The 13,936-nt window shown below is 73.3% G+C and carries 10 protein-coding genes; 6 read left to right on the top strand and 4 right to left on the bottom strand.

Features of this window, described 5'->3' with window-relative positions; all coding sequences use genetic code 11:
* Positions 1-91 precede the first annotated feature (91 nt).
* Both ABEA93_RS40110 and ABEA93_RS40105 read right to left on the bottom strand, forming a co-directional pair.
* The gene (locus tag ABEA93_RS40110) at positions 92-1,147 is read right to left on the bottom strand and encodes an NADH-quinone oxidoreductase subunit B family protein (RefSeq protein ID WP_345680939.1); all 1,056 of its coding nucleotides are present in this window, start codon (positions 1,145-1,147) and stop codon (positions 92-94) included.
* 331 nt (positions 1,148-1,478) lie between these two features.
* Positions 1,479-1,730: a lipopolysaccharide assembly protein LapA domain-containing protein gene (locus ABEA93_RS40105; RefSeq protein ID WP_345680938.1), complete on the bottom strand. Its 252-nt coding sequence runs from the start codon at positions 1,728-1,730 to the stop codon at positions 1,479-1,481.
* 492 nt (positions 1,731-2,222) lie between these two features.
* Here ABEA93_RS40105 and ABEA93_RS40100 point away from each other — a divergent pair, with 492 nt between their 5' ends.
* The 3 genes from ABEA93_RS40100 (at position 2,223) to ABEA93_RS40090 (ending at position 5,333) form a co-directional block, all read left to right on the top strand.
* Complete coding sequence (locus tag ABEA93_RS40100) at positions 2,223-3,314, top strand: polyprenyl synthetase family protein (RefSeq protein ID WP_345680937.1); 1,092 nt, start codon at positions 2,223-2,225, stop codon at positions 3,312-3,314.
* A gap of 233 nt (positions 3,315-3,547) precedes the next feature.
* Entirely contained in the window at positions 3,548-4,117 is a 570-nt protein-coding gene (locus tag ABEA93_RS40095) for a TetR/AcrR family transcriptional regulator (RefSeq protein ID WP_345680936.1), read from the top strand.
* Between the two features lie 37 nt (positions 4,118-4,154).
* On the top strand, positions 4,155-5,333 hold the full coding sequence (locus ABEA93_RS40090) for a GDSL-type esterase/lipase family protein (protein WP_345680935.1): 1,179 nt from the start codon (positions 4,155-4,157) through the stop codon (positions 5,331-5,333).
* A gap of 139 nt (positions 5,334-5,472) precedes the next feature.
* On the opposite strand, the gene ABEA93_RS40085 is transcribed toward ABEA93_RS40090, so the two are convergent.
* The gene (locus ABEA93_RS40085) at positions 5,473-6,138 is read right to left on the bottom strand and encodes a hemerythrin domain-containing protein (RefSeq protein ID WP_345680934.1); all 666 of its coding nucleotides are present in this window, start codon (positions 6,136-6,138) and stop codon (positions 5,473-5,475) included.
* 181 nt (positions 6,139-6,319) lie between these two features.
* Here ABEA93_RS40085 and ABEA93_RS40080 point away from each other — a divergent pair, with 181 nt between their 5' ends.
* The 3 genes from ABEA93_RS40080 (at position 6,320) to ABEA93_RS40070 (ending at position 11,220) form a co-directional block, all read left to right on the top strand.
* Positions 6,320-9,703 carry an ATP-binding protein gene (locus tag ABEA93_RS40080; RefSeq protein WP_345680933.1) on the top strand — a complete coding sequence of 1,128 codons (3,384 nt, stop codon included), beginning with the start codon at positions 6,320-6,322 and terminating at the stop codon, positions 9,701-9,703.
* Positions 9,704-9,716: 13 nt separating this feature from the next.
* Complete coding sequence (locus tag ABEA93_RS40075; RefSeq protein ID WP_345680932.1) at positions 9,717-10,100, top strand: hypothetical protein; 384 nt, start codon at positions 9,717-9,719, stop codon at positions 10,098-10,100.
* Positions 10,101-10,362: 262 nt separating this feature from the next.
* A complete protein-coding gene (locus ABEA93_RS40070; protein ID WP_345680931.1) occupies positions 10,363-11,220 on the top strand; it encodes an LAETG motif-containing sortase-dependent surface protein in 858 nt (285 codons plus the stop codon).
* 172 nt (positions 11,221-11,392) lie between these two features.
* Here the strand turns inward: ABEA93_RS40070 and ABEA93_RS40065 are convergent, their stop codons facing one another.
* The gene (locus ABEA93_RS40065) at positions 11,393-13,819 is read right to left on the bottom strand and encodes a S8 family serine peptidase (protein WP_345680930.1); all 2,427 of its coding nucleotides are present in this window, start codon (positions 13,817-13,819) and stop codon (positions 11,393-11,395) included.
* Between the last annotated feature and the right edge of the window lie 117 nt (positions 13,820-13,936).

The following is a 13,936-nucleotide window of genomic DNA, read 5'->3' as shown; positions in this document are numbered from 1 at the left end:
GGGTCCGCGGAGTGCTTCGGGTGCGCGAGATGGCTCGGGTATGCGGCGACCGCCGCCACGGCTGCGTGCGTGGCGGCGGTCGCCGGGGCGGTCACCAAGGTGGGCGGTAGCCGGTCGTGATGCGCTCGCCGGTGTGCCGCCACTTGGGTTCCTTGTCGACGGTCTTGAGGGTCATCGAGCGCAGGCGGCGGATGACCGCGCCGTACGCCGAGCTGGCGTCGGTCGACACGATCGATCCGGGCGGCGCGTCCATGAAGGGCATGAACTTGTCCGGGAAGCCGGGCATCGTGCAGGCGATGCAGATGCCGCCCACGTTGGGGCAGCCGCCGACGCCGTTGATCCAGCCGCGCTTGGGCACATTGCACTTGACCACCGGGCCCCAGCAGCCGAGCCGGACCAGGCATTCCGGCGTGCCGTACTCGTCGGCGAACTGGCCCTGCTCGTAGTAGCCGCCGCGGTCGCAGCCCTCGTGCACGGTGGCCCCGAACAGCCAGCGCGGACGCAGCTTGTCGTCGAGCGGGATCATCGGCGCCGACCCGGCGAGCTGGTACAGCAGGTAGGTCAGCGTCTCGGCGAAGTTGTCCGGCTGGATCGGGCAGCCGGGCACGCACACGATCGGCAGGCCGGCCTTCGACGTCCAGTCCCAGCCGAGGTAGTCCGGGACGCCCATGGCGCCGGTCGGGTTGCCCTCCATGGCGTGGATGCCGCCGTACGTCGCGCACGTGCCGATCGCGACGACCGCGGTCGCCTTGGGGGCGAGCCGGTCCAGCCACTCGCTGGTGGTGATCGGCTGGCCGGTCTCCGGGTCGTCGCCGAACCCGCACCAGTAGCCCTCGGGCTTGATCGACTCGTTGGGGATCGAGCCTTCGACCACGAGGACGAACGGCTCCAGTTCGCCGCGGTCGGCCTTGAAGAACCACTCGACGAAGTTGTCGGCGCCCTGGACGGGGCCGCATTCGAAGTCGATCAGCGGCCAGTGCACCGCGATCGGCGGCAGGCCTGGCAGCGCGCCGGTGACGATCTCCTCGATGCTCGGCTGCATCGCGGCGGTCAGTGACACCGAGTCGCCGTCACAGCTGAGTCCGGCGTTGATCCACAGAATGTGCACCACGTCGGTATCGGAGGCGGTGGTCGCTGCAGCACCCATGAGGATGCCTCCTCAGACACGAGAGCTTGGGACAAAACGCCCAGACAACTTCATATCAGCCGAGACACCGGCCGTCGCGGTGACAGGCCCCGGGATCCCCCGTATGCCGAATCCCTCACCCGTGTGCCCCAATCGCCGCTTACGGCAGGCCGGTTCGCCCGGACGGCGGCGTACGGGGAGGACGGGCGCAGGCATGGCTATAGGCCCGCTGCGGGGCGGGTTCGGGCCTTGCGGGCATCGCCATACGCCCGTGCGGGACGGGTCTCGGGTTCGGGGCCTGCGGGCAGGGCGGCGTTCGCGCCTTCAGCCCTGCGGGGACACCTCGGGTCGCTCAGCGTCTGCGCGACCGGAGCCAGGGGAAGATCGAGCCGACCACGGCCCCCAGGAGGAAGATCACCAGGATCCAGAGCCAGGTGGCCATGGAGAAGTACCAGCCCAGGAAGTGGACCTCCTGGGACCCGGTGTTCTGGAAGATGAATATGAGCGCGACGGCCGTGAGCAGCACGGCCACCACAAGCTTCGCGGTGACGCCCCTGCGCTTGTGTTCCGCGTGTTGTGCGGGTTGTACGGGTTGTGCGGACATGGTGGGTTCCTTGCTGTCGGGAAGGCCGGCACGCGCCCGGCAACGCGGGATCCCCCGCTGTGGGCTTCAGGCCACGGCCGACACCACATCACTCCCATGGTTTCTCGTGATCTTGCCGCCTGCATCCTGGTGGCGTTCCCGGCGCCGGATTGACAGCCGCAAGGTGCCGTGCATATCGGTCGCTAGGCACGAACGGGTGATGCCCGGATCGGCTCCCAGCCGAACGGTCCGCCCTTGGCGGTGGCCGACGCCGGATCCGCGGCCGGCAGGCCGGCGAGCGTATCGGGGGCGGCTGCGGCGGCAGCCGCGTGCACCGAGTCGGCGGTGAGGCCGGGGTGGGGCGGCGAGCAGGTCCGCGGCCTGTTTCCGGCGGGCGGGCCGGTCGTCGTGGCCCCTGGCCCAGTCGGCCGCGGAACCATCTCGCCGAGGGCTTCGCCGCACGGCGCCCGGTCCGGGCGCCGCCTACGACCCGACCACTGGAAAGCTGGACCGGTGAACGACACGATCACTGCAGCCCGGCGGCGTGCGGCCGGGCATCAGCGCCGGTTCGACGCCCGATTCGCGGCGTACTTCGACTCTCTGACCGTCCCCACGGGCGGCGCGCTCGAACTCCCGCCGCGCGGGCAGTTCCCCCAGGATGCGCTCGCGCTTCTCCGGGACATGGCGATGCGCGGCGGGAAGCGCCTGCGCGTCGCCCTCCTCCAGGAGGCCGCGGCCTTGGTCGCCGACGAGCCGGTGCCGGGCCTCGACGAGGCCGCCATCAGCATCGAACTCCTGCAAGCCCACGGCCTGATCCACGACGACATCATCGACGACTCGCCGATGCGCCGCGGCGGCCGGTCGGTCTACTACGCCTACCGCGACCGGTTCCCGGACCGGCAGGACACCGCCCTGGCCTTGGCCGTTCTGGCCGGCGACCTTGCGGCGTTCCTCGCGCAGCGCGTGCTGCTGGGTTCCGGACTGCCGCCGGACCGGGCCGCGGCGATGGCCGCCGTGCAGGCCGACGTCGGCGCCGCCGCGGTGCTCGGGCAGTTCCTCGACCTGGAACGCGACTTCGGCCCGGCGCCCGACCTGGACCTGCTGCACGCGGTCACCGAGTTCAAGTCCACCCGGTACTCCGTGCTTGCGCCGCTGCGCCTCGGGCTGCTCGCCGCGGGCGTCGATCCGGCACCGTACGACGGCGAACTGCGCCGCTACGCCTCCGCGCTCGGCATCGCCAACCAGCTCCGCGACGACTGGCTCGACCTGTTCGGCGACCCCGGCACCGTGGACAAGCCGCTCGGGGCCGACATCAGGTCCGGCCGTCGCAGCTACGCCGTCCGCGAGCTTCTGGCCGCCGCGAAACCCTCCGAACTCGGCTATCTGGAAAGCGTCTTGGGCAATGCCAGAAGCGACGAGGACGCCATCGACCGGGTCCGCCGCATCGCCCGCCGGCACGGCGTCGACCGGTCGGTCCAGGCCGAAGCCGACCGGCATGCCCACAGGGCGGCAGAGGTCGCGGCCACCTGGCACGGGCGCTGGCGGGCGGACGCCGTGGCGTTCTTCGAGCACCTGCCGGCCTGGACCGCAAACCGGGACCACTGACCCACCCGGCCCGGGGTGTTTGCCTCGCGTCGCCTGGCGCACCTGCTGTCGGGAAGGCGACGTTCGGCGACCGGCCGTGGCATCGACGGTCGCGCGGCCCGCCCCGCTCGCGCCACCGATGATCCCGGTGTGTGGTCGGCGAGCACGGCGGCTCCTTAGGCACCTCAGTATTTGCCTATAGAGTGTAGGTAAATGCATACTGGTCATAGGAGAGCTGAGAGTAGGTGATGGTTGTGGTTCGGGCAGGGCTGAGCCCCGCGCGGCTGACGCTCGCCGGGGTGGAACTCGCCGACGAGGCCGGTTTCGAGCAGGTGACCCTGTCCGCTCTTGCCCGGCGTTTCGACGTGAAGCCGGCGAGCCTGTACGCGCACGTGCGGAACTCCCACGAACTCAAGACCCGGATCGCGCTGTTCGCGCTGGAGGAACTCGCCGACCGGGTCGCGGACGCGGTGGCCGGGCGCGCGGGCAAGGACGCGCTGACGGCATTCGCGAACGCCTACCGGGACTACGCCCGTGCGTACCCCGGCCGGTACGAAGCCGCGCGGTACCGGCTCGATCCGCAGACCGCCGCCGCCGGCGCGGGCGTCCGGCACGCGCAGATGACCCGGGCGATCCTGCGCGGCTACGACCTGCCCGAGCCGGACCAGACGCACGCGGTCCGCATGCTGGGCAGCGTGTTCCACGGCTATGCCTCCTTGGAGGCGGCCGGCGCTTTCGACCACACGGACGTCGCCGCCGAGCAGTCCTGGGCCTGGACCCTGGACTGCCTCGACACCGCCCTGCGAAGCCGGCCCACCCGCTGACCGGCCGCCCCACCCCGGAAGCAGAAGGCTTGAGCCAGTGAGCACCGAAGAGAACCTGATCACCACCCCCGTCACCGCCGACTTCCTGCGCGGGCACCTCGACGTGGAAGAGACCGCCCACGGCCTGCTGCCGCACCGGCTGCCCGCCCGGGCGCGCCGCCAGATCCCCGACGACCTGCTGGCCGCGGCCGAGGCCCAGCCCTCCGGTGTCCGGCTGGCCTTCCGCACCAGCGCCACCACCGTCCGGCTGGACACCCTGCCCACCAAACGCGCCTACCGGGGCGTCCCGCCCCTGCCGGACGGCGTCTACGACCTCTTGGTCGACGGCCACCTCACCGCCCAGGCCACGGTGGACGGCGGGAATCTCCGCACCATCACCGACATGCAGGCCCAGACTGCGGAATTCACCCCGGGCCCGGCCGGCACCGCCCGCTTCGGCGAACTGCCCGCCGGCGAGAAGGACATCGAGATCTGGCTCCCGCATACGGAGATCACCGAGGTCATCGCCCTGCGCACCGACGCCCCGGTCGTGCCCGTCCCGGACCAGGGGCGCCGGGTGTGGCTGCACCACGGCAGCTCGATCAGCCACGGATCCAACGCCGTTTTCCCCAGCAGCATCTGGCCCGCGTTGGCCGCCTCGCTGGGCGATGTGGACCTGATCAACCTCGGGTTCGGCGGCAGCGCGCTGGTCGACCCGTTCACCGCCCGCGCGATGCGCGACACCCCCGCGGACCTGATCAGCGTCAAGCTCGGCATCAACGTCGTCAACAGCGACGCCATGCGCCTGCGCGCCTTCGCCCCGGCCGTCCACGGCTTCCTCGACACCATCCGCGAGGGCCACCCCACCACCCCGCTGCTCGTGGTCTCCCCCGTCCTGTGTCCGACGCACGAGCACACGCCCGGACCTCTCGTGCCGGACTTCTCCGGTGGAACCCTGAAGTTCAAGGCCACCGGCGACCCGGCCGAGACCGCCGCCGGACGACTCACGCTCACGGTCATCCGCGACGTCCTCGCCGACATCGTCCGGCAGCGGTCCGCCGAGGACCCCCACCTCCACTACCTCGACGGACTCGACCTCTACGGCGAGAGCGACCACGACGAGTTGCCCTTGCCGGATGCGATCCACCCCAGCCCCGAAGGCCACCGCCGCATCGGCGAGAACTTCGCCAGGCGCGTCTTCGCGAACGACGGGCCGTTCGCGGTCACGACGGGCTGAACCGGATACGCGTCGCTGAGAGGTGCGGGCGGTGCCGGGCCGGACGGCCCGCACCGCCCTCACGCGTGTCCGCGGTCGGGAGGCGCCTGCCGGGCCGACGCGCTGTCTCCCTCCCCCAGCGCGGCGGCCCGGCGTGCGCTCAGCCGCGGTCCGGGCTGCGGCGCAGGCCGGGGCCGTACAGGGCGGTGTGCCGGCGGTGGTACTTCGGCCACCATACGAAGCGGAACAACAGGCGTACAGGGAGCGGGTGTTGGTCGGCGCTGCGGCGCACCGCCGCCGAGTCGGACGCGGCGCACACCCAGCCGAACAGCATCGGGATGCTCTTGCGTCCGAAGGAGCGGATCACCTCCTCGCCGTGTGAATTCCACTCCGCGGCGGTGATGTGCGTCCGGATCAGCGGGACGGCGATGCGCTCCTCGTCGTCGAGGTGCCGTCCCAGCGCGTCGTGCAGGCGGCGCATGGCGGCGGCGCGTTCGGCGGCCGGGCGGGTGCGGTCCGCGGCGGCGGTGACGTGCGGGTCGATCTCCTCGTGCTGTTCGGTGAGGACGTCGAGCAGTGCGGCGGTCTGCGGCGCCCTGCTCACGATCAGCGGCCAGAGGAAGGTGTCTTCCTCGTGGTGGTGGTGATGCAGGTAGGACACGACGAAGGTGATCTGGTCCTCGATCAGCGCCCGGTGTGCCTCGTCCCGCGGCCGTTCGACGACCTCGGCGAGGAGGCCGAACTCGGTGCGGAATCCCGCGTGCGCCATGAGGAAGGCGGTCAGGTCGGGTTCGACGTGCCGGTCGGTCTCGGATGCGGTGCTCATGGGTACCCCCCGGTCGGGCGGCCTCGGCGGCCGGTGTGGGATCCACGGTGCGTGCCGCGCCATGCGGGTCGGTTGCGGGCGCCTTGCGGTGGTCTTGCAGGTTGCTTGCATCGCAGGTGGGCGGGGCGGGGCGGCGCTATTGTCGACGCGCTCGGGGGTGGGCGCGGGGTGGGGGTGCACGGTGGCGGTCGGTGATTCCGGGCTGCGGATGGGCGTGTTCGGGCCGGTGTGGGCTCGGCGGGACGGTGTGCCGCTGGATCTCGGCGGGCGGCGCCAGCGCGCGGTCCTCGCGATGCTCGTCGCGGCACGCGGGGACGTCGTCTCGGCGCAGCGGTTGGTCGATGCGCTGTGGGGGGACAGCCCGCCTGCCCGGGCCTTGGAAACGCTCCACGCCTACGTGTCACGGTTGCGGCGGGCGCTGGAGCCGGACCGGCCGGCCCGTTCCCGCGGGGGCCTCATCGCCAGCCGGGCCCCCGGTTACGTGCTTCTCGCCGGCCCGGAGGCCGTGGACGCGTGGTGCTTCGCGGATACCGTGGCGCACTGGGCTGGGCGGGCCGCGGCGTCCCCGGGGCCGACGCGGGTCGCGCTGACCGCGGCGCTGGGCCTGTGGCGCGGCGATGCGTATGCGGATTGCCCCGACCACCCGTGGGCCGCAGCGGAGTCGGCCCGGCTGGCGGAGCTGCGTCTGCTGGCCCGTGAAGCGGTCGCCGAGGCGCGGCTTGCCGAGGGCGAGTCAGCTCTGCTGGTACCGGAGTTGACGGAGATGGCGGATGCGGAGCCGCTGCGCGAGGAGCGCTGGCGGCTGCTCGTGCTGGCGCTGTACCGGGCGGGGCGCCAGGGTGATGCGTTGGCCGCGCTGCGCCGTTGCCGGGCGGTCTTGGCCGACGAGCTGGGGGTGGAGCCCGGGCCGGTGCTGCGTGCCGTGGAAGCCGCGGTCCTGGCCCATGCTCCGGATCTGGACTGGCGGCCCGCGGACGCGCCCGACGTTCCGCCGTCCTTGGCCCCCGATGTGCCGCCGGTGTCCGCGGACACCGCACCGCGGGTTCCTTCCGTTCCGGAGCCGTGGCTCGTGGGCCGCGACACCGCGTTCGCCGCGCTTGCGGACCTCGCGCTCGGCGGGGGCGGGGGGCCCGTAGGCGGCCCCCGTCCCGTGTCCCCCGCGGCGATGTCCCCGGCTGTCCGTATCGGCCTGCTCACCGGCGAGGCCGGGTGTGGGAAGACGGTGCTGGCGGAGGCGGTGTCCGCGCGGGCGGCCGCGGCCGGTTGCCGGGTCGCCTGGGGCCGCTGCCCCGAAGTCGAAGGCGCCCCGGGCCTCGGCCCGTGGCCCGCGCTCCTGCGCTCCCTCGGCGCCGACGCGGCGACTCCCGGCCTCTCCGCGCTTCTCGGGCCGGAAACGCCCGACGCGGGCGCCGCGGCCGACGCTTCCGACCCGCTGGCGCGCCGCTACCGCCTCCACCAGGCCGCGGCGGCGTTTCTCGGCGCCGAGGCCCGTCGGCAGCCTCTGCTCCTGGTTGTCGACGACGCGCACCACGCCGACGAGGACACGCTCGGCATGCTGGCGCACGTTCTGGGTGCGCTTGCCGACGTGCCCGTCCGCCTGCTGCTGACCTACCGCGCGACCGCGGCCGGTGACGCGTTCCGCGCCGTCCTCGCCGCGTGGGCCGACCGGCGGCCGCTGCGCATCGACCTGGGCCCATTGCCCGATGCCGACATCGCCGTGCTCGTCCGGCACGCCGCGGACCGGCCGCTGGATGCCGCGATGGTGGCCGCGGCTGCCGCCCGATGCGACGGGAACCCTTTCTACGCGCAGGAGTTGGGCCGGGTGCTGGCGGCGGAGGGCAGCCTCGACGACGTGCCCCAGGGCATCCGCGACGTCGTCGCGCACCGGGTGGCCCGGCTGCCTTCCGGTGCCCCGGTGGTCCTGCGGCTGGCCGCCATCGCCGGGCGCGACATCGACGTCGACCTGCTCACCGAATTGTCCGGCCTCCCCGAGGACGACGTGCTGGACGCCCTTGATGCCGCGCACGTCGCCGGGCTCGTCGAGGCCGACGGCGACCGGCTGCGTTTCCACCACGTGCTGGTCCAGGAAGCGCTGTACCGGCAGACGTCGCCGGTCCGCCGCTCCCGTCGGCACGCCCAGGTCGCGGAAGCCCTCGAACGCCTGCGGTCCGACGACTCCCCCGCGCTCGCCCGCCACTACGCCGCGGCGGGGCCCGCGTACGCCGACAGGGCACGCGCGCACGCGGTGCGCGCCGCCGAACAGGCCGAGAGCAGGTCGGCGTTCGCCGAAGCCGCCGCCTTGTGGCGGCAAGCCGTCGCCGCGACCGCCGACCCCGCGGGCCGGCTCCCGCTGCTCGTGGCGCTGTGCCGGGCCGAAGGTGTGCGGGGCAATGCGCAAGGTGCCATTCAGGCCCGCGACCGGGCTCTGGAACTCGCCCGGCCGCTGGGCGACCGCGACCTGCTCACCCGGGCGGTCACCGCCTGGAGTGTGCCGACACCGTGGATGCACCGCCGCTACCGGGACCACGACCCGGTGCTCATCGCCGAGATCCGCGGCCTGCTGGCCGACGTCCAAGACCCGTCCGACCGCTGCCGGCTGCTGTGCGCGCTGGTCAACGAACTGGAACCGGCCGGCGATCCGGCGATGCCGGAAGCCGCCTTGGCGGCCGAGGCCCTCGCCGCCGAATCGGGGGACCCGGACCTCATCGGGCTGGCGGGGGCGGCGCGGCTGCGCGTCACGTATTCCGAACCGGTGGCCGAACGCCGCGCCGTCGCGGAGCGCCTCCTCGACGCCGGCCGGCGGCACGGACGCCCGCACATGTTCGTGCTCGGCCACTACAGCGCCTATCAGGCCGCCGCCGCCCGCGGGCGTATCGACGAATTCGACCGGCACCTCGCGCAAGTCGAGGCGACCGCCCGGACCTACCGGCTCGGCAGCGCCGCGCAGCCCCTCCAAGCGGCCCGCGCGCTGCGCTGCTCACTGGCCGGACACGCCGCCGACGCCGAGCACGAATACGGCGAACTGGCACGGCTCATGGACGCGCAGGGCGGCCACGGCGGCTTCGGCCTTGCGGTCATCGGCCGCCTCGCCGTCCGCGAGACCGCCGGCGGCGTCGCCGAACTGCTCCCACTGCTCCGGGCCATGCACGCCCAGGCACCGCTCACACAGCGCGAGCCGCTCGCCATGGCCTTGGTAGCCGCGGGCGACCTCGACGAGGCACGCCGGTTCTGGCTGCCCGACGCCCCGGTTCCCCGTGACTTCTTCGCGCACATGTGCCATGCGCTGCGCACCCGCATCGCGATCGCGCTGGATCTCCCCGAGGCGGCGAAGGCCGCGTACGCCGCCTTGGAGCCGCACCGCGCCGACCTCGCCGGGGCCGTGTCGGGATCGATCACCCTCGCACCGGTCGCGCAATACCTGGGCGATGTCGCCGCCTACCTCGGCGACCCCGGCACCGCCGCCGCGCACTACGCCGACGCCCTCGCCCTCGCCCGGACCGCCCGCGCCCCGCACTTCGAATCCCGCGCGGCAGCCGCCCTCGCCGCGCTCCCCGAAGGCCCCTGAAAGACGTCGTCCCATGCCTCGTTATGTCAGCGGCTTCGAACCGCCCGCGGACGGCTGGTCGGTCGACCGCGGCGACTTCCTGGACCGGCTCGCCCGCGCATGGCCGCGGGCGGTCGTGGACCCGATCGGGGACGCGCGCCCGGGCGGTGTGCGCGACGCCACCTGGACGTACGCGGAGCGGGACCTCGCGGTGGAAGGGTGGCTGCAGCGGGGGCACAACGCGATCGTGCTGGACGGCGACGACGAGCTTGTGGCGCAATTCGCGGCCTGGTTCCGCAAGCTGGTGCCGGACGAAATCGAGGTCGTGTTCGCGGACGAGGGATATTGGGCGCATGTGATTCTCCCGCCGAACGTCACACCCGAGGACGTCATGCGGCTGTACGGGGACGAGGATTGACGTCGCGCTGTGCCTTCCGCCGGAGTTGGGGCTTGAGGACGTCATGCGGCGCTGCCAGGTGTCGGAGGCGGGAGGGTCAACATCCCGTCCGCGAACACCTGCGGATCGGGCGATGCCTCGGAGGCGGCATAATCCTGTGCGCCGCGGTCGCCGGATAGCGATGCGCGGCGCCTGACCGAAGCCCCGGTTCCCCCAAGGGCGAACGGTATCCGTCAACCTCGGCAGTCGTGCCGAACATCCGGAGTGTCCTGTGCGACAAGGCATGAAGAAGTTCATAGCGAGCGCGGTCGGCGTCGGCGCCGTCGGCGTCGCCCTCCCCGTCGTCGCGAGCGGCGCCGCTTTCGCGAGCGGCGGCGAACGCTGCGGCAAGGCCGCAATCGAGTACTCCCTGAACGACGGCAAGACGTGGACCACCGCCGGCCGCATGGACGATGCGCTGGTGACGAAGATCAAGGTGCGTCTCAAGACGCCGGTCGAGAACACGTGCGAATACGCGGTCTCGCTGGCCTCCTACAGCACCGAGGGCCCGACCTGGGCGAAGTCGGGCAAGCAGACCTTCCTGGGCTGGGACACCACCAAGCTCAGCCGGGACCAGCGCGAGGACACGCTCGACGTGAGCGCGTTCGTGCCCAAGTGCTTCGGCCAGGTCGACCTGTACGGGAACGGCAAGAAGTTCGACGGCACCGAGAACCCGCTCCCGAAATACCCGAACGGGGTCTTCCCGAACGACCTGATCACCGCGTGGAACGGCGGTGAGAAGTGCGAGACTCCCACCACCCCGCCGACCACCGCCAAGCCGCCGACGACGGCCCCGGCCACGTCGAAGCCGCCGACCGAGGCGCCCACCACGTCCGCGCCGGCCACCACGTCGGCGCCCGCGACGGTCAAGCCGACGAGCAGCACCACCGCACCCGCCGCGGGCGGCGGCGAGACGACGCCGCCGCAGGGCAAGCCCGAGGTGCCGCCGGTCACGGACATCGCCCCGGCCTCCCTCGCGCAGACCGGTGGGGACAGCAACACCTCCCTGATCGTGGGCGTTTCCGCCGGCGCGCTGCTGGTCGGCGGAGCCGGTGCCCTGCTCTGGAGCCGGCGCCGCAACTCGGGCGGCACCCCCGCGTGACCCCTCGGGCGTGACCAGCGGACCGCCGCCGGAGCCACCGGCGGCGGTCCCAGGCCCTGAAACGACGGTCCGGTCGGCGAGTGCCGGCCGGACCGTTTTCGCGTGCGCGGAAGCGCCGGCGACGAGCGGCGAAGCCGCCGTCGACCGTCGGCGCGCGACCCGGCCCATCGCGTCAGCGCGGGGGCGGAATCGGCACCTCCGTGCGGGTGGGCGTTGCCCAGACACGGCCTTGGACGGTGCCCAGGTCGCCCTTGTCGAGGTCGATGGCGGCGGCCGGTTCGACGGCGCCCGCGGTGCCGCGGACGGTGAGCCAGCCGGTCGGGAACGTCCCCGGGCGGCCTTCCAGCGGGCGCCCGGCGGTCATGGACGGGTCGACGCGCTGCCATGTGGTGCCGTTCAGCTGCCACAGGCCCGCCGAGGCGAGCCGCACGCACGGCGTCCCCGGAGCCATCGTGTAGGTCGCCATGCTCGCCAGCAGCGTGCCGCCGTTGAAGAACAGTTCGTCGACCATGACGCCCGGGGGCGGGGTCGGCTTGGCCATCTCCCGCAGGTCGCTCCCGGCCAGGACGTACATCCCGTCCGGCCGACCGCAGGTGCCGTACCCGGTGACGAGCGCGACCTTGCCGCCGTCCGCGGAGACCGCGGCGGTGCCGAGCACCGATCCGGTGACGTCGTGGAACGCGCCGGCCTGCCCGGACACCGGGTCCACCAGCCACAGCCGCTCCGAGGCGTGCGCGCCGCCCGACGCGTGCACGATCAGCTTTCCCGAGACGGTGCCCTGGAGCGACTTGTCGCCGGCCTCGCCGTCGGGGAACGCCGCGCGTGCCGAGCCGAGTTCCTCCAGGGTCCGGGCGCTGTACCGGGTGAGCGTGCCGTCGTAGGAGACCCGCATCACGAGGTCCGCAGTGGGTGTTCCGGCCAGCGGGTCGGCGATCACCGCGTCGTCGACGAGCGCCGGCGTCTCCCGCGGATTGCCGCACCAGTCGCACGGCTTCTCCACGGTCCGGCTGCCCGGCCCCGCCCACGAGAACAGCGTCTTGTCGTCGGCGCCGACGAGCAGCTTGTGGTCGGACGACCAGGCGACCCAGCGCAGCGGGGACTGCGGGTCGGCGCGGCGTACCGGGTTCGAGGTGGTGCCGTCGAAGGCGTAGAGCGTGCCGTCGTGGACGTACGCGGCCTGGGTGCGCGCGGCGGCGTCGGCCGCCCCCGGCGGTCCGGATGTCCCGGGGCCCGGAGCAGGCGCGGACCGGGAAGCCGTCGGGCCGCTGCGCAACCGGTCGACCATGGCCGGGATGTTCAGGAGCCCGTGGCCGGAGCCGGTCTTGCCGCGGTCGTCCTTCGCGATGCCGTTCATGTCGGCGGTGCCGACGAGCGCGTCGGCGATCTCGTCGGCGGTGGCGTCCGGCCGCAGCGACCGGGCGACCGCCGCGGCCGCGGCCACGTGCGGGGCCGCCTGCGATGTGCCTTCCATCCGGGCGAAGCCGCCGCCCGGTTTGGCGGAGAGCACTTCGTTGCCGGTGAACATGTTCGGCGGGCGGTTGCCGTGGTTGCCGCCCGGCGCGACGAGGTCGATGTCGTCGTTCCGGGTCGAGAAGGCGGAGAGGTCGCGGTCGGGGCCGATCGCGCCCACGGCCACGACGTCGTCGTAGGCGCTGGGCAGCTGCCGCTGGTCGCGTGCCTCGCAGCCGGGGTCCCGGGTGGTCGCGCCGCCGCCGCAGTTGCCGCCGGAGGCCACCACCACGACCTGCGAGTTGTGCGCGAATTCGACGACTGCCGCACCGAATGCGAGGGCGCCTTCGTTCTCCGGCTTGCGGTACTCGGCATACGCGCTGCCGAACGACATGTTGACCGCGTCCGCGCCGTGGTTGACCGCCCAGGGCAGGCCGACGAACCACGAAGGACCGGCGTCGTTCGCGTCCTTCAGCCGGACCGGCACGTCGAGCAGCGACACCGCGGGGGCGACGCCGGTGATGCCGCCGTTGCCGCTGCGGCCGGCGACGATGCCGGCCACATGCGTGCCGTGCCCGCCCGGGTCCGGCACGCCTTGGCCGGGGTAGTCGCGGCGGGCGATCACCGCGCCGGCCAGGTCGGGATGGGCGGAGTCGATCCCGGTGTCGAGGACGGCGACCACCGCACCCGTGCCGTCCGGCCACGGCATCCGGTCCGCGCCCTTCGGTACGCCGAGGATGTCCAGCGGCCACTGGTCGTCGCGGTGGTCTTCGACGGCGGGCAGCAGCGGCGTGGCGTCGGTCGTCGTCACGGGTGCGACCGCGGACTCCACGACGGAGGGGTCTTTCGCAAGTTCGGCGCGGCGCGCGGCGACCCGGTCGGCGGGCAGGTATTCGGTGGCGATCGTCAGGCACGTGCCGTCCACACGCATCACATCGAGCGCGACCAACGGCGGGTTGCCCGCGGCCTGTCCGGCACCGGCGTCGCACTTCGGGTCGGGGACGGCTTTGCGGACGAGCGCCAACTGACGCTCGGTCAGCACGTCGGCGGCCCGGATACCCGCCGCCGGCCCCGCGCCGTCGTCGCGCAGCACTACGACCAGGACCCCGGCGACGACGGCGAGAACCACGACCACCGCGGCGATCGCCAAGGCGCGCCCACGGCGCGGCCTCGGGGGCGGCTCGCCCGGCGGCCGCCCGGCAGGCGGGCCGGGCGGCGGCGCGGGCGGGCTCGAGGGGGGGGGGGGGGGGGGGGGGGGGGGGGGGTT

Origin of the sequence: Yinghuangia aomiensis (assembly GCF_039542225.1) — a bacterium.
In the GTDB taxonomy this organism is placed as follows: Bacteria; Actinomycetota; Actinomycetes; order Streptomycetales; family Streptomycetaceae; genus Yinghuangia; species Yinghuangia aomiensis.
This window is presented reverse-complemented; position numbering and strand designations above follow the sequence as displayed.